This window comes from Pseudomonas sp. NFACC32-1 (genome assembly GCF_900101215.1).
In the GTDB taxonomy this organism is placed as follows: Bacteria; Pseudomonadota; Gammaproteobacteria; order Pseudomonadales; family Pseudomonadaceae; genus Aquipseudomonas.
On the sequence record NZ_FMUL01000002.1, the window covers coordinates 158,959 to 182,497 of the forward strand.

General features: G+C 61.8%; 20 protein-coding genes. 13 read left to right on the forward strand and 7 right to left on the reverse strand.

Annotated features, from left to right (window positions below):
• Positions 1–73: 73 nt before the first annotated feature.
• From betI to yccS, 9 genes are all read left to right on the forward strand, one after another.
• Positions 74–694: a transcriptional regulator BetI gene (gene betI, locus BLP99_RS04560; protein ID WP_072389992.1), complete on the forward strand. Its 621-nt coding sequence runs from the start codon at positions 74–76 to the stop codon at positions 692–694.
• Between the two features lie 80 nt (positions 695–774).
• Entirely contained in the window at positions 775–2,247 is a 1,473-nt protein-coding gene (betB, locus tag BLP99_RS04565; RefSeq protein WP_072389995.1) for a betaine-aldehyde dehydrogenase, read from the forward strand.
• Positions 2,248–2,461: 214 nt separating this feature from the next.
• Positions 2,462–4,165, forward strand: coding sequence for a choline dehydrogenase (gene betA, locus BLP99_RS04570; protein ID WP_072389998.1), 1,704 nt, complete (start codon positions 2,462–2,464; stop codon positions 4,163–4,165).
• Positions 4,166–4,397: 232 nt separating this feature from the next.
• Positions 4,398–5,840 (forward strand): TldD/PmbA family protein, encoded by a 1,443-nt coding sequence (locus BLP99_RS04575; protein ID WP_072390002.1) that lies wholly within the window; start codon positions 4,398–4,400, stop codon positions 5,838–5,840.
• Positions 5,840–7,177 carry a TldD/PmbA family protein gene (locus BLP99_RS04580; RefSeq protein WP_072390006.1) on the forward strand — a complete coding sequence of 446 codons (1,338 nt, stop codon included), beginning with the start codon at positions 5,840–5,842 and terminating at the stop codon, positions 7,175–7,177. The genes BLP99_RS04575 and BLP99_RS04580 overlap by 1 nt, the downstream gene beginning before the upstream one ends.
• 114 nt (positions 7,178–7,291) lie before the next feature.
• Positions 7,292–8,719, forward strand: a complete 1,428-nt coding sequence (mdtD, locus tag BLP99_RS04585) for a multidrug transporter subunit MdtD (RefSeq protein ID WP_072390010.1) — start codon at positions 7,292–7,294, stop codon at positions 8,717–8,719.
• 243 nt (positions 8,720–8,962) lie between these two features.
• Entirely contained in the window at positions 8,963–10,300 is a 1,338-nt protein-coding gene (gene dbpA / locus BLP99_RS04590; RefSeq protein ID WP_231991124.1) for an ATP-dependent RNA helicase DbpA, read from the forward strand.
• 151 nt (positions 10,301–10,451) lie between these two features.
• Positions 10,452–11,630 carry a BaiN/RdsA family NAD(P)/FAD-dependent oxidoreductase gene (locus BLP99_RS04595; RefSeq protein WP_072390013.1) on the forward strand — a complete coding sequence of 393 codons (1,179 nt, stop codon included), beginning with the start codon at positions 10,452–10,454 and terminating at the stop codon, positions 11,628–11,630.
• Positions 11,631–11,859: 229 nt separating this feature from the next.
• Positions 11,860–14,043, forward strand: a complete 2,184-nt coding sequence (gene yccS, locus BLP99_RS04600; protein ID WP_072390016.1) for a YccS family putative transporter — start codon at positions 11,860–11,862, stop codon at positions 14,041–14,043.
• A gap of 110 nt (positions 14,044–14,153) precedes the next feature.
• On the opposite strand, the gene BLP99_RS04605 is transcribed toward yccS, so the two are convergent.
• On the reverse strand, positions 14,154–14,891 hold the full coding sequence (locus BLP99_RS04605) for a substrate-binding periplasmic protein (protein WP_092179838.1): 738 nt from the start codon (positions 14,889–14,891) through the stop codon (positions 14,154–14,156).
• A gap of 256 nt (positions 14,892–15,147) precedes the next feature.
• Here BLP99_RS04605 and BLP99_RS04610 point away from each other — a divergent pair, with 256 nt between their 5' ends.
• Complete coding sequence (locus BLP99_RS04610; RefSeq protein WP_072390024.1) at positions 15,148–15,603, forward strand: GNAT family N-acetyltransferase; 456 nt, start codon at positions 15,148–15,150, stop codon at positions 15,601–15,603.
• 115 nt (positions 15,604–15,718) lie between these two features.
• On the opposite strand, the gene BLP99_RS04615 is transcribed toward BLP99_RS04610, so the two are convergent.
• The 3 genes from BLP99_RS04615 to BLP99_RS04625 are packed head-to-tail and all read right to left on the reverse strand — an operon-like array spanning position 15,719 to position 18,688.
• Positions 15,719–16,015, reverse strand: a complete 297-nt coding sequence (locus BLP99_RS04615) for a winged helix-turn-helix domain-containing protein (RefSeq protein ID WP_092179840.1) — start codon at positions 16,013–16,015, stop codon at positions 15,719–15,721.
• Positions 16,016–16,019: 4 nt separating this feature from the next.
• Positions 16,020–16,523: a M48 family metallopeptidase gene (locus BLP99_RS04620; RefSeq protein WP_072390030.1), complete on the reverse strand. Its 504-nt coding sequence runs from the start codon at positions 16,521–16,523 to the stop codon at positions 16,020–16,022.
• 41 nt (positions 16,524–16,564) lie between these two features.
• Positions 16,565–18,688 (reverse strand): putative bifunctional diguanylate cyclase/phosphodiesterase, encoded by a 2,124-nt coding sequence (locus tag BLP99_RS04625; RefSeq protein ID WP_072390033.1) that lies wholly within the window; start codon positions 18,686–18,688, stop codon positions 16,565–16,567.
• A gap of 318 nt (positions 18,689–19,006) precedes the next feature.
• Between BLP99_RS04625 and BLP99_RS04630 the strand changes: the two genes are divergently transcribed.
• The 3 genes from BLP99_RS04630 to BLP99_RS04645 all read left to right on the forward strand — a co-directional run bounded on the left by BLP99_RS04630 (position 19,007) and on the right by BLP99_RS04645 (position 21,513).
• The gene (locus BLP99_RS04630) at positions 19,007–19,675 is read left to right on the forward strand and encodes a polysaccharide lyase family 7 protein (protein ID WP_072390036.1); all 669 of its coding nucleotides are present in this window, start codon (positions 19,007–19,009) and stop codon (positions 19,673–19,675) included.
• A 251-nt stretch (positions 19,676–19,926) separates the two neighbouring features.
• Complete coding sequence (locus BLP99_RS04635) at positions 19,927–20,595, forward strand: polysaccharide lyase family 7 protein (RefSeq protein WP_072390039.1); 669 nt, start codon at positions 19,927–19,929, stop codon at positions 20,593–20,595.
• A 648-nt stretch (positions 20,596–21,243) separates the two neighbouring features.
• Positions 21,244–21,513: an I78 family peptidase inhibitor gene (locus tag BLP99_RS04645; protein ID WP_072390042.1), complete on the forward strand. Its 270-nt coding sequence runs from the start codon at positions 21,244–21,246 to the stop codon at positions 21,511–21,513.
• Positions 21,514–21,567: 54 nt separating this feature from the next.
• Here the strand turns inward: BLP99_RS04645 and fba are convergent, their stop codons facing one another.
• The 3 genes from fba to BLP99_RS04660 form a co-directional block, all read right to left on the reverse strand.
• Entirely contained in the window at positions 21,568–22,632 is a 1,065-nt protein-coding gene (gene fba, locus BLP99_RS04650) for a class II fructose-bisphosphate aldolase (RefSeq protein WP_053156043.1), read from the reverse strand.
• A 272-nt stretch (positions 22,633–22,904) separates the two neighbouring features.
• Entirely contained in the window at positions 22,905–23,237 is a 333-nt protein-coding gene (locus BLP99_RS04655; protein WP_072390045.1) for an MliC family protein, read from the reverse strand.
• A gap of 57 nt (positions 23,238–23,294) precedes the next feature.
• The gene (locus tag BLP99_RS04660) at positions 23,295–23,516 is read right to left on the reverse strand and encodes a hypothetical protein (RefSeq protein ID WP_072390048.1); all 222 of its coding nucleotides are present in this window, start codon (positions 23,514–23,516) and stop codon (positions 23,295–23,297) included.
• Positions 23,517–23,539 lie beyond the last annotated feature (23 nt).

The window sequence follows — 23,539 nt, forward strand, 5'->3', positions numbered from 1 at the left end:
TTTGTTGATTGAACGTTCAATCAAAACAAAATAGACTCTTCCTCACCATCAAGTCCCAGGAGAAGTCACCCAAATGCCCAAGGTCGGTATGCAGCCCATCCGCCGCCAGCAGTTGATCGACGCCACGTTGCAGGCAATCGATCAGGTCGGCATGGGGGACGCCAGCATCGCGCTGATTGCCCGCCTGGCCGGTGTCTCCAACGGCATCATCAGTCATTACTTCCAGGACAAGAACGGCCTGATCGCGGCCACGGCGCTGCACCTGATGAAGGTGCTGAGCGAGAACATCACCGCACGTCGCCAGGCGCTGGAGGACAACAGTCCACGGGCGCACCTGCAGGTGATCATCGAAGGCAACTTCGACGCCAGCCAGGTCAACGGCCCGGCGATGAAAACCTGGCTGGCCTTCTGGGCCACCAGCATGCACCACCCGTCTTTGCACAGGTTGCAGCGGATCAACGATCACCGCCTGTATTCCAACCTGTGCAGCCAGTTCCGCCGCGTGCTGCCCATCGATGAGGCACGCAGCGCGGCACGGGGCCTGGCCGCCCTGATCGACGGGCTGTGGCTGCGCGGCGCGCTGTCGGGAGACGCGTTCGACACCGCCCAGGCCCACCGGATCGCTTACGAATACATGGATCTCCAACTGGCCAAGGCAGGAACACCAGAGCACACAGAATCGCTCGGTTCCTGAACCGTCACCGCCCGGCGTAGTCAGCCATAGACGACACGCCCGGTGGCCAAGCCAACCACACATGCACTTGCGAGGTATTTATGGCCCGTTTCGAACTGCAAAAACTCTACATCGATGGCGCATACAGCGACGCCAGCGGCGACGCCACCTTCGAAGCCATCAACCCGGCCAACGGTGAAGTGCTCGCCCAGGTCCAGCGCGCGACGAAAGAAGACGTCGAGCGTGCCGTCGTCAGCGCCGAAAAAGGCCAGAAGGTCTGGGCGGCGATGACCGCCATGCAGCGCTCGCGCATTCTGCGCCGCGCCGTGGATATCTTGCGCGAGCGCAACGATGAGCTGGCCGCCCTGGAAACCCTGGACACTGGCAAGGCCTATTCCGAGACCCGCTACGTCGACATCGTCACCGGTGCCGATGTGCTGGAGTACTACGCCGGGCTGGTCCCCGCCATTGAGGGCGAGCAGATCCCGCTGCGCGACACTTCCTTCGTCTACACCCGTCGCGAGCCTCTGGGGGTCGTAGCCGGCATCGGTGCGTGGAACTACCCGATCCAGATCGCCCTGTGGAAATCCGCACCGGCCCTGGCGGCGGGTAACGCGATGATATTCAAGCCCAGCGAAGTCACCTCGCTGACCACCCTGAAACTGGCTGAAATCTATACCGAAGCCGGCGTTCCGCCTGGAGTTTTCAACGTCCTGACCGGCAGCGGCCGTGAAGTCGGCACCTGGCTGACCGAGCACCCGCGCATCGAGAAGGTCTCCTTCACCGGCGGCACCGACACCGGCAAGAAGGTCATGGCCAGCGCCTCGAGCTCTTCGCTCAAGGACGTGACCATGGAACTGGGCGGCAAATCGCCCCTGATCATCTGTGACGATGCCGACCTGGATCGCGCCGCCGACACGGCGATGATGGCCAACTTCTACAGCTCCGGCCAGGTCTGCACCAACGGCACCCGGGTGTTCGTACCGAGCCACCTCAAGGCAGCGTTCGAGGCCAAGATCGTCGAACGCGTGGCGCGCATCCGCATCGGCAACCCCGAAGACGAAAACACCAACTTCGGCCCGCTGGTGAGCTTCGCCCACATGGAAAGCGTGCTGGGCTACATCGAGAAGGGCAAGGCCGAAGGCGCACGCCTGCTGTGTGGCGGTGGCCGCCTGACCGACGGCGAATTCGCCAAGGGTGCCTTCGTGGCCCCGACGGTGTTCACCGACTGTACCGACGACATGACCATCGTGCGCGAGGAAATCTTCGGCCCGGTGATGAGTATCCTCACCTACGAGACCGAAGAAGAAGCGATCCGCCGTGCCAACGACACCGACTTCGGCCTGGCCGCTGGCGTCGTGACCCGCGACCTGAACCGCGCCCACCGCATCATCCATCAGCTGGAAGCCGGTATCTGCTGGATCAACGCCTGGGGCGAATCCGACGCCAAGATGCCGGTGGGCGGCTACAAGCAATCGGGCGTGGGCCGCGAGAACGGCATCAGTTCGCTGAACAACTTCACGCGCATCAAATCGGTACAGGTCGAGCTGGGCGATTACGCGTCGGTGTTCTGATAGGACGAGGCCTTGAGTGAACGCTGTTGTGGCGAGGGGATTTATCCCCGCGGGCTGCATAGCAGCCCCTCCCCAAGGCCCCCATTCTTCAGACAAACCCAGTCGCTGATTTACGACTGCTGCGCAGCCGAACGGGGATAAATCCCCTCGCCACAGGTTATGCGGCGTCAAGGCAACCACGACCTGAACCCAATTCAAAAAGAGGGTGCATTTCATGTCCCAAGAATTCGACTACATCATCATCGGCGCGGGCTCGGCCGGCAACACCTTGGCCACCCGCCTGACCGAAGACGAAGGCGTCACCGTCCTGCTGCTCGAGGCCGGCGGCCCGGACTATCGCCTGGACTTTCGCACGCAGATGCCCGCCGCCCTGGCGTTCCCGCTGCAGGGCCGGCGCTACAACTGGGCCTACGAGACCGACCCGGAGCCCCACATGAACGGCCGCCGCATGGAGTGCGGTCGGGGCAAGGGCCTGGGCGGCTCTTCGCTGATCAACGGCATGTGCTACATCCGTGGCAACGCCCTGGACTACGACAACTGGGCCAAGCTGCCCGGCCTGGAAGACTGGACCTACCTTGACTGCCTGCCCTATTTCCGCAAGGCGGAAACCCGGGACATCGGCCCCAACGACTACCACGGTGGCGACGGTCCGGTCAGCGTGACCACGCCCAAGCCCGGCAACAATCCGCTGTTCCACGCCATGGTGGAAGCCGGCGTACAGGCCGGCTATCCCCGTACCGAAGACCTCAACGGCTACCAGCAGGAAGGCTTCGGTCCGATGGACCGCACCGTCACGCCCAACGGCCGCCGCGCCAGTACCGCACGCGGTTACCTGGACATCGCCAAGAAGCGCTCGACCCTGACCATCGTCACCCACGCCCTGACCGACAAGATCCTGTTCGAAGGCAAACGTGCCGTGGGTGTCCGTTATCTGGTGGGCGCCGCGGAAGAACGCGTCGAAGCCCGGGCGCGCAAGGAAGTGTTACTGTGCTCCGGCGCCATCGCCTCGCCACAGATCCTGCAACGCTCCGGCGTGGGTCCGGCCAAATTGCTGGAGAGCCTCGACATCCCGGTGGTCCACGACCTGCCGGGCGTCGGTGAAAACCTCCAGGATCACCTGGAGTTGTACCTGCAATATGCCTGCACCCAACCGGTTTCGCTGTACCCGTCGCTGCTCTGGTACAACCAGCCGGCCATCGGCGCCGAGTGGCTGTTCAACGGCACCGGCATCGGCGCCAGCAACCAGTTCGAAGCCGGCGGCTTCATCCGCACCCGCCCGGAATTCGAGTGGCCTAACATCCAGTACCACTTCCTGCCGGTGGCGATCAATTACAACGGCAGCAACGGTGTGAAGGAGCACGGTTTCCAGGCACACATGGGCTCCATGCGTTCGCCAAGCCGCGGCCGGATCCAGGCCAAGTCCAAGGACCCACGCCAGCACCCGAGCATCCTGTTCAACTACATGGCCACCGAGCAGGACTGGCAGGAGTTTCGCGACGGCATTCGCCTGACCCGCGAGATCATGCAGCAGCCGGCGCTCGATCCGTTCCGGGGTCGCGAAATCAGCCCGGGCATCGAGGTGCAGACCGACGAGCAACTGGACCAGTTCATCCGCGAACACGCCGAAACCGCGTTCCACCCGTCCTGCTCGTGCAAGATGGGCACCGACGAGATGGCGGTGGTGGACGGCGAAGGCCGGGTGCATGGCATGCAAGGGTTGCGCGTGGTGGATGCGTCGATCATGCCGATCATCACCACCGGCAACCTGAACGCGCCGACGATCATGATCGCCGAGAAAATCGCCGACAAGATCCGTGGCCGCAAGCCATTGCCACGCAGCACCGCCCCGTACTACGTGGCCGGCGACGCGCCAGTTCGCGGCAAGCCGCTGCGGGAAGTGGGGCCGATGGCTCAGTAAGACCCAGGACCGCCATCGCGAGCAAGCTCGCTCTCACAAGGATTCGCAGCGGACGCACATTTTGTGACCATTGAAGATCCCCCTGTGGGAGCGAGCTTGCCCGCGATAGCGTCCGCCTGGACTCCCCGGTATGCCCTTCTACCTTGATCCCACCCCCACCCCAGGCCTAATCTAGGGCCGCCGCGTCAAAGCACCGCACTGGCTGCACCCTCGCTCCAGACAAGGAGGTTCCATGTTCGATTTCCACCCCCAGCTCAAGCAGCGCTTCGCTGCCTTGCGCACGGGCGCTGATTTCTTTTCCCTGCGTTACGTGCGCGAGTCCGGCCAGCATCTGTCGGTGCGCAAGAACATCGCCGAACCACCCAGCCTGGACCGTGACGAAGGCGCGATGCTCACCGCCCGGGTCAACGGCGTCGAGGCCTACGCGGCCACCAACGACCTGTCCCAGGCCGGCCTGCAAGCTGCCCTGGAGCGGGCCGAGCAGCAGGCCCGGCGGCTCAAGCCCCATGCCCTGCTCGACTTGCGCGAGCAAGCGGTCTCCAGCGACCGCGCCGATTACTTCTCGCCCCACTTCGACCAGGCGTTTCCCTCGCTGAGCGATTGCTACCAGTTGCTGGGCGACGAGTCGGCCGCAGTGCCCCGGGACGAGCGCCTGGTGAATTGGCAAGTCGGCATCGGCCTGAGCCAGGTCGAGCAGATCTACCTCAACAGCGCCGGAGCCGAACTGCGCCAGGCCCAGCGCTTCATCTACCCGTCCCTGGAAGTCACGGCCTTCGATGGCCACGACAGCCAGACCCGCACCCTGGGCCGCGAGAACTTCGGCCAGCAGGGTGGCTTCGATGTGATCGGCCGCTGCGGCCTGATCGGTGCCGCCCCGCATATCGCCGATCAGGCCCTGCAGTTGCTGATGGCGCCGAATACTCCCCAAGGACCCCGGGACCTGCTGCTGATGCCCGACCAGATGATGCTGCAGATCCACGAATCCATCGGTCATCCGCTGGAGCTGGATCGCATCCTGGGGGACGAACGCAATTACGCCGGCACCAGTTTCGTCAAGGCCAGCGACTTTGGACACTTGCAATACGGCTCCAGCCTGTTGAACGTGACCTTCGATCCCGACATTCCCGAAGAGCTGGCCAGCTACAGCCATGACGACGACGGCACGGCGGCCAGCAAACAGTTCCTGATTCGCAAAGGCCGGTTGCTGCGTCCGCTGGGCGGCGCCCTGTCGCAGTTCCGCGCCGGCCTGGACGGCGTCGCCAACAGCCGCGCCTGCGGCTGGAACCGTCCTCCTATCGACCGCATGGCGAACCTGAACATCGAACCGGGTAACCAGTCCCTGGAACAACTGGTCCAGGGCATCGAGCGGGGCGTGCTGATGCGCACCAACCGCTCATGGTCCATCGACGATGCGCGCAACAAGTTCCAGTTCGGTTGCGAATGGGGTCAGTTGATCGAGAACGGTGAGCTCAAGGGTGTAGTGAAGAACCCCAACTACCGGGGGATTTCCGCGCAATTCTGGAAAAGCCTGCGGGCCGTGGGCGATGCCTCGACCCTCCAGGTGCTGGGCACGCCGAACTGTGGCAAGGGCGAGCCGAACCAGGTCATTCGCGTCGGCCATGCGTCGCCGGCGTGTGTATTCAGCCATGTCGATGTGTTCGGAGGGGACGCCTGATGAGTACCGTCAACAATCAGGCCGCAGCCTTCAAGACACTGGTGGACTGGCTGCGCGGTGCATTGCGCGAATCAGAGCGGTTCACCGTGGGCTATGCCGCCGAGTCCTCGGCCTTCGTGCGCTTCAATCATGGCAAGGTTCGCCAGGCCGGGCAGGTGCAGCAGGCCAATGTCAGCCTCAAGCTGATCGACGACGGGCGGCATGCCGACCTGCAGATCACCTTGTCCGGCCACATCGAGACAGACCTGCAACGGCTGGCCGAAGGCTTGCAACAGCTGCGCGAAACCTTGCCGCTGCTGCCCCCTGATCCCTATCTGCTGCTCAACCATGACCACTGGCAGAGCCATAAGGTCCAGGACCTGCCGCTGCCGGAAACCGAGCAGGCCGTGGCTGAAATCGCCCGCGCCGGCGAAGGCCTCGACCTGGTGGGCATCTACGCCGCCGGGCCCATCAGCCGAGGCTTCGCCAGTTCCTCGGGGGCATTTGGCTGGCACCAGGCCAACAGTTTCAACTTCGACTTCAGCCTGTTCCACGAAAACGGCCAGGCCGTCAAAGCCAGCTACGCCGGCCACGAATGGAGCAGTGAAGGGTTTGCCCGGCGCTTCGAGCAGGCCCGCCAGCAACTGGTGTTTCTTGGCCAGCCGCTGCGCACCCTCGCCCCCGGCGAATACCGCGCCTACCTGGCGCCGGCCGCGCTGGAAGAAATCATGGGCATGCTCAGCTGGGGCGGTTTCTCGGCACGGGCTATCGCCAGCAAGCAAAGCCCGCTGCAGAAGTTCTACGCCAACGAAGCGCATTTCAGCCCCGACGTATGGCTGACGGAGCAGGTCAGCGGCTCCCTGAGCCCGGCATTCTCCGACGAAGGTTACCCACGGGATGACCTGGCGCTGATTGCCAAGGGCATGGCGAACGCTCGCCTGGTCAACTCCCGCAGCGCCGCCGAATACGGCCTCACCGCCAACGGCGCCAGCCGCTATGAATACCCCACGGCGCTGGACATGAAGGAAGGCCTGCTGGAACAACGCGACATCCTCGAGCAACTCGGCACCGGGCTGTACATCAGCAACCTCTGGTACCTGAACTACTCGGACCAGCCGGCCGCGCGTCTGACCGGCATGACCCGCTTCGCCACGTTCTGGGTCGAGAACGGCCAGATCGTGGCGCCGGTCAGCACCATGCGATTCGACGACAGCGTCTACAGCCTGCTGGGCTCGCAGCTCGAAGGCCTGACCCGGGAGCGGGAACTGCTGCTCTCGGCCAGCACCTACAGCCAGCGGGCCACGGCCTCGATGCTGCTGCCGGGGGCGCTGGTCAAGCGCTTGACCTTGACGTTATAGGCACTCGACCAGACGCCAGGTCATTGCTGAGGAGAATTATTCTGTGGCCAGGGATTCATCCCCTCGCCACAGGCGCTGTGTTCGCCCGTTTCAATACTTCATACAAGAGGTCCCATGCCCAACCGCGCCCCGCTCGATGCCGTCACCGCCCGCTGGCTTCCATGGGTGGTGGCCATCGCCTTCTTCATGCAGTCCCTGGACGGGACCATCCTCAATACCGCCCTGCCCGCCATGGCCAGCGACCTGGCGGAAAACCCGTTGCGCATGCAAGGCGTGATCATCGCCTACATGCTCACCGTGGCGCTGTTGATTCCGGCCTCCGGCTGGATCGCCGACCGCTTCGGCACCAAGAAAATCTTCTTTGGTGCCATCCTGCTGTTCAGCTTCGGCTCATTGCTGTGTGCCCTGTCCAACTCGTTGAACATGCTGATCGGTGCGCGGGTCATCCAGGGCCTGGGCGGCGCCTTGATGCTCCCGGTAGGCAGGCTGGTAGTGTTGCGGGCCTACCCGCGCTCGGAACTGGTGCGGATCATGGGCTTCATCACCATTCCCGGCCTGCTTGGCCCGCTGATCGGCCCGACCATGGGCGGCTGGATGGTGGAATACCTGTCCTGGCACTGGATCTTCATCATCAACCTGCCGGTGGGGGTGATGGGTTGTTATGCGGTATGGAAATTCATCCCGGACCTGCGGGGCAGCGAGCGCACCCGGTTCGACAGCCTGGGGTTCCTGCTGTTCGGCGCGGCGATGGTGCTGATCACCATCGCCATGGAAGGCCTGGGTGAACTGCACCTGCCGCACCTGCGGGTGATGCTGTTGCTGTTCGGCGGCATGGCCTGCCTGGCGGCCTATTGGCTGCGGGCCGGGCATGTGGAGAACGCGCTGTTCCCGCCATCGCTGTTCAAGACCCGGACGTTTGCCGTGGGTATTCTCGGCAACCTGTTCGCGCGCCTGGGCAGCGGTGCCCTGCCGTTCCTGGTGCCGTTGCTGCTGCAAGTGGCCCTGGGTTACTCACCGTCCCAGGCCGGGATGAGCATGCTGCCCCTGGCGGCGGCGGCCATGGTCGCCAAATCCGTGGCCCGGCCACTGATCGAGCGCCTGGGCTACCGCATCGTCCTGACTGGCAACACCGTGGCCCTGGGCGTGATGCTGGCGAGCATGGGGCTGGTCAGCGAGCAGACCCCGTACTGGTTGCTGCTGGCGCAACTGGCGGTGCTGGGAGCGATCAACTCGCTGCAGTTCACAGCCATGAACACCGTGACCCTGATCGACCTGGACGACGCCAGCGCCAGCAGCGGCAACAGCCTGTTGTCGGTGGTGGCGCAACTCTCCCTGAGCCTGGGCGTGGCCTGCGCCGGCGCCCTGCTTGGCGGCTTCACGGCCCAGATCGGTAACGACGGGGTAGACACGGTATTGGGCGCGTTCCAGCTGACGTTCCTGACGGTGGGCATCATGGCGATGCTGGCGGCGACGATTTTTTCCCAACTGTCCAAGCAGGACGGGCGGCGGCAGAAACGTCATGATGAGCATATCGAGCACTGAAGCCGTGCCCCTTCCTGTGGCGAGGGGATGAATCCCCTCGCCACAGATCAATCCCCTCGCCATACATGAATCCCTTGCCACGAACAATCAGCACCGTTGTGATCGCCCTGAGAAATCCACGCTCGTCCAGAACTTTCGAAGAAAGTGGCACGAGGCTGCTACACTGCGCGACATTTTGTTTTGCAGGCCTGTCCCGTGACCACCATCGCCACCGCTTTTGATACTTTGCCGCTGTCCGCCGCCATGCTGGCTAACCTCGAATCACTCGGTTATGCCCAGATGACGCCGATCCAGGCGCAAAGCTTGCCGGTGATCCTCAAGGGCATGGACCTGATCGCCCAGGCCAAGACCGGCAGTGGCAAGACCGCCGCCTTCGGCATCGGCCTGCTGAACCCGATCAACCCGCGCTTCTTCGGTTGCCAGGCGCTGGTGATGTGCCCGACCCGCGAGCTGGCCGACCAGGTGGCCAAGGAAATCCGCCGCCTGGCCCGCGCCGAAGACAACATCAAGGTCCTGACCCTGTGTGGCGGCGTGTCCTTCGGCCCGCAGATCGCCTCCCTCGAACACGGCGCCCACATCATCGTCGGCACGCCCGGGCGCATCCAGCAGCACCTGCGCAAGGGCTCGCTGGTACTCGATGGCCTCAACACCCTGATCCTCGACGAAGCCGACCGCATGCTGGACATGGGTTTCTACGATGCCATCGAAGACATCATCCAGCAGACCCCGGAACGCCGCCAGACGCTGCTGTTCTCCGCCACCTATCCGGCAGGTATCAAGCAGCTGTCGTCCAAGTTCATGCGCAACCCGCAGCAGGTGAAAGCCGAGGCGCTGCATTCCGATGCGCAGATCGAGCAACGTTTCTACGAAATCGCTCCCGAAGAGCGCATGGAAGCGGTGGTCAAGGTGCTGGCGCATTTCCGCCCGGCCTCCTGCGTGGCGTTCTGTTTCACCAAGCAGCAGGTCCAGGAAACCGTCGATCACCTCGCCGCCAAGGGTATCTCGGCCGTCGGCCTGCACGGCGACCTGGAACAGCGCGACCGCGACCAGGTGCTCGCGATGTTCGCCAACCGCAGCACCTCGGTGCTGGTGGCCACCGACGTGGCGGCCCGTGGCCTGGACATCGACGCCCTGGACATGGTGATCAACGTCGAGCTGGCCCGGGACTCGGAAATCCACATCCACCGCGTCGGTCGCACAGGTCGCGCCGGTGAGAAAGGCATCGCCATCAGCCTGGTGGCGCCGTCCGAAGCGCACCGCGCCCAGGCCATCGAGCAACTGCAGAAGTCACCGTTGAACTGGGATCAACTGGATAACCTCAAGCCCCAGGGTGGCGGTCCGCTGCTGCCGGCCATGAGCACCCTGTGCATCGCTGCCGGGCGCAAGGACAAGGTCCGTCCCGGTGACATCCTAGGCGCGCTGACCGGCGAAGCCGGCATTCCCGGCACCCAGGTCGGCAAGATCGCGATCTTCGATTTCCAGGCCTACGTGGCCGTGGAGCGCGGTATCGCCAAACAGGCGCTGCAGCGCTTGAACAGCGGCAAGATCAAGGGGCGCTCGTTGCGGGTGCGGATCCTGTAAAGCGATCTGCAACCCGACACAGATCAAACTGTGGGAGCGAGCTTGCTCGCGATAGCGGTGGATCAGCGGCATTGATGCTGCCTGACACGCCGCCATCGCGAGCAAGCTCGCTCCCACATTCAGTATGCGAGAAAGTTGAGAGGACACCGTTTTGCGCTCTACCGAAGTCGTGATCATTGGCGCTGGCGCCGCGGGCTTGATGTGCGCGCTGACCGCCGCTGGACGCGGGCGGCAGGTCACGTTGCTGGACCATGCCAACAAGGCCGGGAAGAAAATCCTCATGTCCGGCGGCGGGCGCTGCAATTTCACCAACATGTACACCGAGCCGGGCAATTTTCTCTCACAGAACCCGCATTTCTGCAAATCAGCCCTGGCGCGCTACACCCAGTGGGATTTCATCGCCCTGGTGGCCAAGCACGGTGTGCCCTATCACGAGAAAAAACTCGGCCAGCTGTTCTGCGATAACAAGTCCAGCGACATCCTCGGCATGCTCCTGGACGAATGCGACCAGGCCGGCGTCAGCCTTCACCTGGATACGTCCATCACCCAGATCGAAAAAACCGACGGCGGCTACCTGCTGCAAACCACGCTCGGCGCCATCGCCTGTCAATCCCTGGTGATCGCCACCGGCGGATTGTCGATCCCGACCCTGGGAGCCACAGGTTTCGGTTACCAGGTGGCCAAGCAGTTCGGCCACCAACTGCTGCCGACCCGCGCCGGACTGGTGCCGTTCACCATCACCGATCAGCTCAAGGCGCTATGCACCGAGCTGTCGGGGACGTCGGTGGACTGCCTGGTGAGCTGCAACGACCAGAGCTTTCGCGAGAACATCCTGTTCACCCATCGCGGCCTCAGCGGTCCGGCGATCCTGCAGATCTCGTCGTTCTGGGAACCGGGGGACACGGTGCAGATCAACCTGCTGCCCGACCATGACGTGCCGCAATGGCTGCAACAGCAACAGGCCGAACGCCCCAACAGTGAGTTGAAAACCCTGCTGGGTGAGTTGTTCACCAAGAAAATGGCCAACCTGCTGGCCGACACCTGGTTCGTCTCCAAACCCATGAAGCAATACACCCATGCGGAGCTGGCGGACATTGCCGAGAAACTGGCGAGCTGGAATGTCGTCCCGGCCGGCACCGAGGGCTATCGCACCGCCGAAGTCACCCTGGGCGGCGTCGACACCCGGGAGGTTTCGTCCAAGACCATGGAGTCGCTGAAAAGCCCGGGGCTGTATTTCATTGGCGAAGTACTGGACGTCACCGGTCATCTGGGCGGATTCAACTTCCAGTGGGCCTGGGCTTCGGGGTACGCCGCCGCGCAGTACGTCTGATCCGACACGATTTGAACGCGCTAACCCTGTGGAGCGAGCTTGCTCGCCATCGTGGCGGTTCAGTCGACATCGATGTGACAGGACTGCCGCCATCGCGAGCAAGCTCGCTCCCACAGCGGCTGGTGATGGCTCCCGGAACACTTTTTGCTGTCAGATGTGATCGCCGCCATTGCGTCGGCGTCATTACTGCCTCAATTTAGTGTCATTGCCCGTCAGGCCCGTGCATTTCATGTCATCGACCTCGTTCCGTCAGTCTCTGCGTCGCCTTTGGGCGTTGGATAAATTCAGTTATAGCGTGCGGGTATTCATCGCCCTGACCGGCAGCATGGCGCTGTGCTGGTACCTGGACGAAATGGCCCTGCTGATTCCCTTGTTCCTGGGCATCATCGCCAGTGCCCTGGCCGAGACCGACGACAACTGGCAGGGCCGCCTCAACGCACTGGCCGTTACCCTGGTCTGCTTCAGCGTCGCCGCATTATCGGTGGAGCTGCTGTTTCCCTATCCCGTGCTGTTCGTTATCGCCCTGGCCCTGGCGAGCTTCGGCCTGACCATGCTCGGCGCCCTGGGCGAGCGCTATGGCGCGATCGCCTCGGCCACCCTGATTCTTTCGGTCTACACCATGATCGGCGTGGACCAGCGCGGCGGCGCGGTCAACGACTTCTGGCATGAGCCCTTGCTGCTGGTGGCGGGTGCGGCGTGGTACGGCATGCTCTCGGTGCTGTGGCACATGCTCTTTTCCAACCAGCCGGTGCAGCAGAGCCTGGCGCGGCTGTTTCGCGAACTGGGGCGTTACCTGAAGCTCAAGTCGTCGCTGCTCGAACCGATCCGGCAACTGGACGTGGAAGCCCGGCGCCTGGAACTGGCGCAGCAGAACGGCCGTGTGGTGGCCGCGCTCAACTCGGCCAAGGAGATCATCCTGCACCGCGTGGGCAATGGTCGACCGGGTTCGAAGGTCAGCCGCTACCTGAAGCTGTACTTCCTCGCCCAGGACATCCACGAACGCGCCAGTTCGTCCCACTACCCCTATAACGCGTTGGCCGAAGCCTTCTTCCACAGTGACGTACTGTTCCGCTGCCAGCGCCTGTTGCGCCAGCAAGGCAAGGCTTGCCAGGCCCTTGCCGAATCGATCCAGATGCGCCAGCCGTTCATCTACGACGATACCTTTGCCGAAGCCCTCGACGATCTGCACGCTTCCCTGGAACACCTGCGAATCCAGAGCAACCCGGCCTGGCGCGGCCTGCTGCGTTCGTTGCGGGCACTGGCAGCGAACCTGGGCACCATGGATCGCCTGCTCAGCGATGCCAGCAACCCCGACGCCCTGGCCGACGCCACCGACAGCAGCCTGCTGGATCGCTCGCCACGCAGCCTCAAGGACGTCTGGCTGCGCCTGCGCACCCAGCTCACGCCCACTTCGCTGCTGTTCCGGCACGCCCTGCGCCTGCCCCTGGCGTTGAGCGTCGGCTACGCCATGGTGCATCTGATCCACCCGTCACAAGGCTATTGGATCATCCTCACCACGTTGTTCGTCTGCCAACCCAACTATGGCGCCACCCGACGCAAGCTCGGCCAGCGGATCATCGGCACCGCCATTGGCCTGATCGTGGCCTGGGCACTGTTCGATCTGTTCCCCAACCCGCTGGTGCAATCGTGCTTCGCCATTGCCGCCGGGGTGGTGTTCTTCACCAACCGCACCACCCGCTACACCCTGGCGACAGCCGCGATCACGATCATGGTGCTGTTCTGCTTCAACCAGGTGGGCGACGGCTATGGCCTGCTGCTGCCGCGGCTGTTCGATACCCTGCTCGGCAGCCTGATCGCCGGACTTGCGGTGTTCCTGTTCCTGCCGGACTGGCAGGGCCGCCGGCTGAACAAGGTGCTGGCCAACACGCTGACCTGCAACAGCATCTACCTGCGCCAGATCATGCAGCAATACGCCGCCGGCAAACGGGACGACCTGGCCTATCGCCTGGCCCGCCGCAATGCCCATAACGCCGATGCCGCGCTGTCCACCACACTGGCCAACATGCTGATGGAGCCGGGGCACTTTCGTAAGGAAGCCGATGTCGGGTTCCGCTTCCTGGTGCTCTCGCACACCTTGCTCAGCTATCTGTCCGGCCTGGGCGCCCATCGGGGAACCGAACTGCCGGCGCAGGTACGCGAACAGTTGATCGACGGAGCGGGAGCGAAGCTGGCGACCAGCATCGATGAAATCGCCCAAGGCCTGGCGAGCAAAACCCCGATCGTGGTCCAGAGCGACGAGGAAGAAGCCCTGGCCAATGAGCTGGAGCAGATGCCCGATGAAATCGATGAAGGCCAGCGGCTGGTACAAACCCAACTGGGCCTGATCTGTCGTCAGTTGGGCCCTCTGCGGACCCTGGCGGCGCATCTGATCAAGGAAACTGACGAGGCTTGAGGCATACGGTGTCTGAGCGGGCCTCATCGCGAGCAAGCTCGCTCCTACAACGGTATGCATTCCAGATGCGGGAGCGAGCCTGCTTGGGACAAGCCATCAGTAGCCCGTCACTACATGCCATGTTGCTTCAATAGCCGCGCGTAACTGCCATCCGCCTTCATCGCCGAGATCTCCCGATCGAACCCCGCCACGATCTGCTCATGGTTCGGGTTCTTCAGGCTGACCAGGATATGCAGGCTGTTCTCGCTCAGTGGCTTGGGCAGGAACTCGACAGCGTTACGCACCTTGGCGGATTCGTGGGCCAGGTAATAACGGGCGACATATTCGTCTTCCAGGGTCAGCTTCACACGGTCGGCCGCCAGCATGCGCACCGCCATCGCGAAGTTGTGCACGGGGACTTTCTGCATCTGCGAGTCCTCGTCGAACGCCTTCGAGTAGGCATAACCACGAACCACGGCGATGGGATAGGCGTAGAGCTGTTGCAGCGTGTCGAACTGGACCGCAGCGTCCTTGCGCTTGAGAAAGCGCACCCGGTTAACCAGGTATTCGGCCGAGAACCGGCCGATATGGGTGCGTTCCTCGCTGTACCAGGCGTTGACCAGCACGTCATAACGACCCTCGCTGATGCCCAGCATCGCCCGGGCCCAGGGCACCTGCTCGAACTCACTGGCATAGCCGGCACGCGCCAGCGCGGTGCTGACAATGTCGGTCGCCAGTCCTCCATTGACCAGCGTGGAATCGGTAAAGGGGGGCCAGCCATCGCCGACCAGGCGCAGTTTCTGCCCAAAGGCGTCCTGGCCCACCCACAGCAACCCGATCAAAACAAGAGCTTGATGCAATCGCGGCATGCCAGACATCCTTGAAGGGTGCAAAGCCCGTGTTTTTAGCCGAAACTCAGGAACAGTCAGAAACCCGCGTCCTAACATTAGCTCATTGAAGCCGCTGCGCAGGCCTTGCCAAAAGATTACATAAAGGCGACAACGCCGTGATAAATGAATGATGGCATTTTGGCCTTTATCACAGTTTTTTCGGTCGCGCCGATAAGCGACTTCCGAAGAAAGGGCGCTTAATATCGGCATCGGCTTCTTCAGGAAATTCAAAAAAATGGATATCGATTGGGTCTGCAAACACCACAGTGACCTGAGCAAGGAACAGCTGTACGCCATCTTGAAACTGCGCGCCGACGTGTTCGTGGTCGAGCAGAATTGCGCCTATCCGGACGTTGACGGCCTGGACCTGGCAGGCGACACCTGTCATTTGATGGCTTGGCAGGAAAACCACCTGGTGGCCTACCTGCGCTTGCTCGACCCCCACTCGCAGAACAGCGACGTGGTGATCGGACGCGTAGTGATCGCGCCAGAATCACGGGGCAGGGGGTTGGGCCATCAACTGATGGAACAGGGCCTCAGACACGCCGAGAAACACTGGCCCGGCATCCCGATCTCATTATCGGCCCAGGCGCATTTGCAGGGGTATTACGGACGGTACGGGTTTGAAGTGGTGGGCGTGGAGTATCTGGAGGATGGTATTCCACACATCGGGATGCATCGTCCCTGCTGACCTCTTCGCGAGCAAGCCCACGGGGGGTCTACGTTGTACCTCGATCGTGCGTCCACTGAAGATCAATGTGAAGGGCTTGCTCGCGATAGGGCCAGCCCAAGACATCACACCACCATCAGGGATACTCGAGCACCGCCTTGATCCGCTGCAGGTTCGCCTCGATCCAGCGCCGATCAATCGCCCCCCAATCATGGATCCGATAATGCCCGGCATGGTTGCGGGCGCCCTTCTCCTGTTCGAACTCACACACGATGTCCAGGTCTGCCAGCGCTGCGACGGTGTCCTGGGCGGTGCGTCGCGGCATGCCGGTGGCGTCGGTGAGCGCCGGAATGTTGCTGGCCACCCCACTATCGATCAGGTAGGCCACATACAGGCGGCGATAGAAACTGCTTTTGGTCTTGCTGACGTCCATCCGGTCATTCCTTGGCTGATTGCAGGTCGCGCCAGGTCAGGTATACCCGCAAGTCGAACTCCAACTGATGGTAACCCGGCAACATGTATTCACAGAGCTGGTAGAACGCCTTGTTGTGGTCGGACTCCTTGAAATGAGCCAGTTCGTGCACCACGATCATTTTCAGGAATTGGGGCGCCGCCTCCTTGAACAGCGAAGCGATGCGGATTTCCTTCCTGGCCTTGAGCTTGCTGCCTTGCACGCGGGACACCGTAGTGTGCAGCCCGAGGGCACGGTGGGTGAGATCCAGGCGATTGTCGAACAGCACCTTGTCGATGGCCGGCGCATTACGCAGATATTGCTGCTTGAGGTCCAGCGCGTAGCCGTAAAGGGCCTTGTCGCTCTGGATCTGATGCCGGCCGGGATAGCGCTGGTGCAGGTAATCCCCCAGGCGATCCTGGGCAATCAATTGCTGCACCTGGGCTTGCAGGGCCGCGGGGTAGGCCTGGAGGTATTTGAGCGAAATCATCGGTGGCAAGACAGTCGAAAAAGGCCGTCAGTGTAGCGAATTCAAGCCTGCACCGCGCTCCAGTCGAACGGTTTGGCGAAGACGTCGGTGTCTTCGGCCATCAAGGGCCGCGCTACGAGGAAGCCCTGCACATATTCACAGCCGTGGGCTTGCAGCCAGCGATATTGTTCCACGGTTTCCACGCCTTCGGCGATCACCCGCAAGCCCAACTGCGAGCACAGGTCGATCACCGAGGCAGCCAGGGCCGCATCCCGGGGTGAGTCCGGTAATCGGGCGATCAGGTGCCGATCCAGCTTGAGCGTATCGAGTTCGAGGTCGCGCAGGTGGGTCAACGAGCAGGGGCCCGAACCGAAGTCATCCAGCGCCACCCGCACGCCGAGATGACGCAGCAGGCGCAATTGCTTGTTGGTTTCGTCAGGGTTGCGCATCAGCGCGTCTTCGGTCACCTCGACTTCCAGTTGCCGGGGTTTCAAGGCATGGCGCTCCAGCACCTGGCGCAACTCGGTCACCAGGTTCGGCATGCCGAACTGGGTGCTGCTCAGGCTCACCCCCAGCACCAGGTCATCGGCGAACAGCCGCTCCCAGACTTTGCGCTGGGCCGCGCTGCGATGGTAGATCCAGCTGCCCAGCCGGCTGATCAGTCGCGCCTCCTCCAGCAACGGCAGGAACAGGCCCGGCGGAACATCGCCGACGCTCGGGTGCTGCCAGCGCAACAACGCCTCGAAGCCGCGGATACGTCCATCGCCGATGCTGACCTGGGGCTGGTAGACCATATTGAAGTCACGGTTCTCGATGGCCGAACGCACGCTTTCCTCGAGCATCAGCCGGGACCGGGCGCGCCCGTTCATTTCATGATCATAGAAACGGTATTGCTGGCGACCGGCACGCTTGGCCTCGTACATGGCGATGTCGGAAGCCCGCAACAGGCCATCCAGGTTGGCACCGCAGTCCGGGTACGTCGCGATACCGATGCTGGCTCCCAGGGTCACATCCATGCCTTCGATCTGCTGGCAGATCGAGACACGCTCGATGAGCTTCTCGGCAATCTTGGCGGCCTGCTCCGGGTGCTCCAGATCCAGCAAGGCCGTGAACTCATCGCCACCGAGCCGCGCCAGGATGTCGAACGGCCGCAGGCACGCCTTCAACTGTTCCGACACCCAGCGCAGTACCCGGTCACCGGCATCGTGGCCCAGGGAATCGTTGACGCGCTTGAAGCCATCGAGATCCAGGTATAACAGCACCCAGTTGCTCTCCAGGCGCTCGCTGCGCATCAGCAGGTTCTCGGCGGTCTGATAGAACCCTCTGCGGTTGAGCAGACCGGTCAACGGGTCCGTGACGGCCTGGAATTCGAGTTGCTGGTGCAAGTGGCGGACCACCGACATGTCCTGGAGAGTCACCACCATGGCTTTCTGCTCCGAAGGCAACGGTGCGCAGGACAACGCCACCGACACCTGCTGGCCGGGCGCCGTACGCAACACCGCATCGTGCAGGCGCCAGGTCTGGCCTCGGCAATAAGCGACGTGGATGTCGGAATCGGCCCACTGGGGAATGTGCGGCTTCTGCAGATAGTCCAGGAACGGCGTGCCCTGCAATTGCTCGGCGGTGGCATTGAGCAGGCGACAGGCCGACGGATTGACGAAGCGAATGCAGCCGTCTTCATCCACCACCAGGATACCTTCCGCGGCGTTATCCAGCACCGAGGCGTTGAATGCCCGGGCCGCCTCCAGGTCCTGGCTCAAGCGCTGCAAGGCCCGTCGATTGCGCTGGTGCTCCAGCAAGGCGTGAACCTTGGGCTTGAGGATCTGCGGGTCGAAGGGTTTGAACAGGTAGTCCACGGCGCCACTGGCGTAACCCTTGATCACCGCATCCTGGGACTGCTCGTTGGCGGTCAGGAAGATAATCGGCGTAAGCCGCGTACGCTGGCTGCCACGCATCAGGCGCGCCACCTCGAACCCGTCCATGTCCGGCATCTGCACATCCAGCAGCACCAGATCGATGTCGTGTTCAAGCAGCAGATTAAGGGCCTCGACACCCGAGGACGCGGTCATGACCTGCCAATCCTGACGCTGCAACAATGCACGCATGCTGATCAGGTTTTCAGGGTAATCATCAACAACCAGAAGGACAGAGTTCTCTTCACCAAGCGTAGGTTGCACGCATTCCATGCTGCTTCTCTTATCGGGGCGCCATGTCCGTTTTCAGTAGCAAAACGGACAAATTACTGTGATCTCACTCTAGACCGGGTTTATGAAAAGCAGTAGCTGTCATCACGCCATCATCCTGACAAAGCCCGAAATAGCCGACTAACGGTCACCCGCCTCAGGCACAGAAACTGCAATAGACCTCAGCGACGCACTATTGACGTCAAGCATCCGCCGAACAAACCACAAAAAGCTCATTCCGGTGTTATCAGGGCGCCCCGAACGCGCGGGTTAGAGCCTTCGCGGTGGCGTGCACATTTTTTTTAACGACAGGATCTGAACATGATTGACCTTAACACCTGGAACCTGAGCATCCCCGAAGGTAGCCCAGCAATCACCATCGAAACCCCACGCCTGGCGCAAGGGTTCAAGGACCAGTACTTCAACGCCGAAACCGGTGTTGCGTTCTTCTGGGCTCCGGTCACCGGCAGCACGACCGCCAACGCGATCTACCCGCGCAGCGAACTGCGGGAAACCTACAGCGATGGCACCTTGCGCAACTGGCTGTACTCGGCGGCGGATAACAAGCTGCGCGCGACCCTGGCCGTCAACCAGGTGCCCAGCACCGGCAAGATCGTGATCGGCCAGATCCATACCAAGGACAGCAACAGCCCCATGGTCAAGCTGGAATACCAGTACAAGACCTACAGCTCCACGGGCAACATCGTCGCCAAGGTACGCATGCGTCCCGACGACGAAACAGGCCAGGTCATCACCATTGCCACGGGCGTAAAGCTCGACCGCAACTTTTCCTACCAGATTCACCTCAGCCCGAAGGGTGCACTGGGGATCAGCGCAGCGGGCTATAGCTGGCGAACCACCATCGACCCGAGCTGGAAAGTCAAACCGCTGTATTTCAAGGCCGGCGCGTATGTCCAGGACAACACCGGCTACACCACCGAAGGCGGAAAAGTGACGTTCAGCCTGCTGGAAATCCAACACAACATCTGACTTTCACGGAGCACAGCAGCAGGGAACGCTGCCTGTGCGAGGCGACCAAGCGACAGATGTCATAGGGCCATCGTTCAAAAAATTTTCAGCCTGGCCGACCAACGGTCATGCTTCTCGGGCACAAAATCGGCCAGGGCCACTCTGACGGACAGGAAAAAGTCACCCCGCGCATCATCCAGTCATCTGAAAAGCTCGAATTAGAGGCTTCGGCTAGGTCTTGCAACTTTTTTACTCTGTAGAGGGATCCGCACATGGTCGATCTTGCAACCTGGAACTTGAGCATTCCCGAAGGCAGCCCGCCGAAAACCATCGAAACACCACGGCTGGTGGATGGGTTCCAGAATAAGTACTTCAACTCCGAAGGCAGCACGGTGTATTTCTGGTCGCCCGTCACCGGCACCAAGACTGAAAATGCCGTCTATCCGCGCAGCGAATTGCGAGAGACCTATAGAGACGGCACCTTGCGCAACTGGCTGTTCCCCGAGGCCGACAATAAATTGAGCGCGACGCTGGCCGTCAACCAGGTCCCCAGCAGCGGCAAGGTCGTGATTGGCCAGATCCACGCCAAGGACAGCAACAAGCCCATGGTGAAGCTGGAATACCAATACAAGGACGACAGCAAAACCGGAAATATTGTCGCCAAGGTGCGCATGCGCCCCGATGACGACGAGGGCCGGGTCATCACCATTGCCACGGGCATAGCCCTCGATCGGTCCTTTTCCTACCGATTGCACCTCGACCGCACCGGCGACCTGGGCATCACCGCCGCCGGGTATAGCTGGTACACCACCGTCGGCGGCGCCTGGCGCGTCAAACCGTTGTATTTCAAGGCCGGTGTCTACGTGCAGGACAACACGGGCTATACCAGCGAAGGCGGAAAAGTGACGTTCAGCAAGCTGGATATCGATCACAACACTTGATCGGGTGCTTTCGATAGACAGGTACCGTGTGTACGTCCATTGCCGCGATAACGGGGCTGCTGACGGTTCCGTTCTTACAGCGGGTCACTTTCGAAAAGCGCGAAAGCAACCAAAGCGCTTTTGTCCCACCACTCGGCACCTCGCCCAGGCTCGGTGCGCCCTCACTCCGGCCTTGCTCCGAGGACCCGCTGCGAAGGGCCATCCATGGCCCAGCGCAGCTATCCCATCATCCATGGCAGGATGCCCACTGCACAAAGCCTGCGTTCGGCCAACGTGGTTAACGGGCTAGGATTAACGTCCGAAGTAAAGCTGGAGCGGCGATACGCTGCAAATGGGGAACAAGAAGAATCAATCCATCTTAAAAGTTATAAAAACTGTCATTTCCTACAGTAGCCAGAGGGCACGCCCCTCCTAATGCTGTAATCACCCGGGCGGGTACCACAGACGCAAAGCCCAAATCCCCATAAAAAACTGTTATCTATGACAGTAGTTTCAAACAACTGGGCGCAGTAGCTTAGATTTGTACGGAAAGTCATCGAAAACCGAGGTCATGTTGTTCAACGCAGCATGACTATCGCGTCGTACAGACCATATAACGCCTGGAGCATTCCTTCGATGGAGGCCCCCATAAAAAGGAGTTTAGCTACCATGAGCCACAGATTATTCAACCTGGTATCGGCCTTGCTGCTCAGCACCGCCGCTCATGCCCAAGCCGCTTGCGATGAAACGCTGGTCAAGGATCTTGTCGGCAAGACATTCGATTCCAGCACAGAGAATGACGCCAAAGCCAAAGCCGGGGCAGATGCTGTAAGAAGCACCACTCCAGGTGGCATCTTTTTTACCAAGGATTTAAACAAGAATCGTCTCAGCATCACGGTGGATCAGGAAGGCAAGATCAAAGGCTTTACCTGCAGCTAAGCCAGCAATCATAAAAAAACCCGCATCACTGCGGGTTTTCTCACCACTGAAGCCTCAATTGACCTTGGCGTTCAACTCACCCTTCAGGTAACGCTGGTACATGCCTTCCAGGGAGATCGGCTTGATCTTCGAAGCATTGCCGGCGGTGCCGAACGCTTCGTAACGGGCGATGCACACGTCACGCATGGCGGTGACGGTGGCGCCGAGGAATTTGCGTGGGTCGAATTCGCTCGGATTGGTTGCCATCAGGCGGCGCATGGCACCGGTGGAGGCCAGGCGCAGGTCGGTGTCGATGTTGACCTTGCGCACGCCGTGCTTGATGCCTTCGACGATCTCTTCAACCGGCACGCCGTAGGTTTCCTTGATGTCGCCGCCGTACTGGTTGATGATCGCCAGCCATTCCTGCGGCACCGAGGACGAACCGTGCATCACCAGGTGGGTGTTGGGGATGCGCTTGTGGATTTCCTTGATGCGGTCGATCGCCAGCACGTCACCGGTAGGCGGCTTGGTGAACTTGTAGGCGCCGTGGCTGGTGCCGATGGCGATGGCCAGGGCATCGACCTGGGTTTTCTTGACGAAATCGGCGGCTTCTTCGGGGTCGGTCAGCATCTGGCTGTGGTCCAGCACGCCTTCGGCGCCGATGCCGTCTTCTTCGCCGGCCATGCCGGTTTCCAGCGAGCCCAGGCAACCCAGTTCGCCTTCCACGGAAACGCCGCAAGCGTGGGCCATGGCCACGGTCTGCTGGGTGACGCGCACGTTGTATTCGTAGTCGGTCGGGGTCTTGCCGTCTTCGCCCAGGGAACCGTCCATCATGACCGAGCTGAAGCCCAGCTGGATGGAGCGCTGGCAGACGTCAGGACTGGTGCCGTGGTCCTGGTGCATGCACACCGGGATATGGGGGAATTCTTCGATCGCCGCCAGGATCAGGTGGCGCAGGAACGGGGCGCCGGCGTATTTACGAGCACCGGCCGAAGCCTGGACGATCACCGGAGAGTCGGTCTTGTCAGCGGCTTCCATGATGGCGCGCATCTGCTCAAGGTTGTTGACGTTAAAGGCTGGAACGCCATAGCCGAACTCGGCTGCGTGGTCCAGCATCTGACGCATGCTGATAAGTGCCATTTGTGTGTCTCTCCCGGTCGAGGGTCGTTAATCGTGCCAGCCTGCCGGAGCGGCGGCGGCTATTCAAGTCATTGCGGGTCGGGGTTTGTCCCCGGCCTGCGTGTTCGGTATCGCTAAACCCAAATACTGACGCGATCCCTGTGGGAGCGAGCTTGCTCGCGATGAGGGTACATTCAACATTACTGTTACCTGGTACACCGCTATCGCGAGCAAGCTCGCTCCCACACTGGATCCGCTCCCACATTTGGATTTTCGTGGTCGGTTCAATCGTATTACTGGGCCTTGCAACCGCGTCCGATCAGATCATTGGTGGCGACCCAATACGCCAGGCCTTCCTCACCCTTGATATGGAACGCCAGCATGTCGTCACTGTACAGCGCACCCGACGCACCCGGTTCCTGCTTCAGGCGATACACCTGCTCGGCGCCGCCGAGGCGCACCTCGACAGCATTGCGGGTATCGTCGGTATAGCGCCAGATGACCTTGGCCTCGCTGTCGCAAGTCCAGGTCGTCCAACCCGCCACCGGTTCGGACGAATGCAACAGGTTCAACTGCGCGCAACCGGCCAGCAATGCCAACGCCATGATGGCGATAAAGCCTTTCATCCGTGTTCCTCGACTGACGGCACAGGCCGCCAGCCATGAGTTAAAGGGTCAGACCCGTCAAGGACAGCCATGTTCCTTGGCCGGGGTTTGCGTTTCGTATTTGTCCAGACCGTCCGGCCCGGAGCGCTTGTTCAGCACCGGGTTGGTTTCCGCCTGCCATTCCGCCTGGTAGCAGCCTGGCTCCGGCTCACGGGGAGCCGGCTCCGACGTAGCCTGCGGTTGACTCCCGCAAGCGGCCAGGGCCACGGTCGAAAACAAAAGCGCCCACGTCTTGACCATCAGAACACTCCTTTGCCCGGTCA

What these genes read in the sequence shown, in the direction of transcription:
- BLP99_RS04575 (WP_072390002.1), top strand. Translation starts at nt 4,398, where the DNA reads ATGTTCGATTTCCACCCCCAGCTCAAGCAGCGCTTCGCTGCCTTGCGC.
- betB (WP_072389995.1), top strand. Translation starts at nt 775, where the DNA reads ATGGCCCGTTTCGAACTGCAAAAACTCTACATCGATGGCGCATACAGC.
- BLP99_RS04630 (WP_072390036.1), top strand. Translation starts at nt 19,007, where the DNA reads ATGATTGACCTTAACACCTGGAACCTGAGCATCCCCGAAGGTAGCCCA.
- BLP99_RS04660 (WP_072390048.1), bottom strand. Translation starts at nt 23,516, where the DNA reads ATGGTCAAGACGTGGGCGCTTTTGTTTTCGACCGTGGCCCTGGCCGCT.
- BLP99_RS04580 (WP_072390006.1), top strand. Translation starts at nt 5,840, where the DNA reads ATGAGTACCGTCAACAATCAGGCCGCAGCCTTCAAGACACTGGTGGAC.
- BLP99_RS04605 (WP_092179838.1), bottom strand. Translation starts at nt 14,891, where the DNA reads ATGCCGCGATTGCATCAAGCTCTTGTTTTGATCGGGTTGCTGTGGGTG.
- BLP99_RS04615 (WP_092179840.1), bottom strand. Translation starts at nt 16,015, where the DNA reads ATGGACGTCAGCAAGACCAAAAGCAGTTTCTATCGCCGCCTGTATGTG.
- betI (WP_072389992.1), top strand. Translation starts at nt 74, where the DNA reads ATGCCCAAGGTCGGTATGCAGCCCATCCGCCGCCAGCAGTTGATCGAC.
- mdtD (WP_072390010.1), top strand. Translation starts at nt 7,292, where the DNA reads ATGCCCAACCGCGCCCCGCTCGATGCCGTCACCGCCCGCTGGCTTCCA.
- yccS (WP_072390016.1), top strand. Translation starts at nt 11,860, where the DNA reads ATGTCATCGACCTCGTTCCGTCAGTCTCTGCGTCGCCTTTGGGCGTTG.
- dbpA (WP_231991124.1), top strand. Translation starts at nt 8,963, where the DNA reads ATGCTGGCTAACCTCGAATCACTCGGTTATGCCCAGATGACGCCGATC.
- BLP99_RS04620 (WP_072390030.1), bottom strand. Translation starts at nt 16,523, where the DNA reads ATGATTTCGCTCAAATACCTCCAGGCCTACCCCGCGGCCCTGCAAGCC.
- betA (WP_072389998.1), top strand. Translation starts at nt 2,462, where the DNA reads ATGTCCCAAGAATTCGACTACATCATCATCGGCGCGGGCTCGGCCGGC.
- BLP99_RS04625 (WP_072390033.1), bottom strand. Translation starts at nt 18,688, where the DNA reads ATGGAATGCGTGCAACCTACGCTTGGTGAAGAGAACTCTGTCCTTCTG.
- fba (WP_053156043.1), bottom strand. Translation starts at nt 22,632, where the DNA reads ATGGCACTTATCAGCATGCGTCAGATGCTGGACCACGCAGCCGAGTTC.
- BLP99_RS04655 (WP_072390045.1), bottom strand. Translation starts at nt 23,237, where the DNA reads ATGAAAGGCTTTATCGCCATCATGGCGTTGGCATTGCTGGCCGGTTGC.
- BLP99_RS04635 (WP_072390039.1), top strand. Translation starts at nt 19,927, where the DNA reads ATGGTCGATCTTGCAACCTGGAACTTGAGCATTCCCGAAGGCAGCCCG.
- BLP99_RS04610 (WP_072390024.1), top strand. Translation starts at nt 15,148, where the DNA reads ATGGATATCGATTGGGTCTGCAAACACCACAGTGACCTGAGCAAGGAA.
- BLP99_RS04645 (WP_072390042.1), top strand. Translation starts at nt 21,244, where the DNA reads ATGAGCCACAGATTATTCAACCTGGTATCGGCCTTGCTGCTCAGCACC.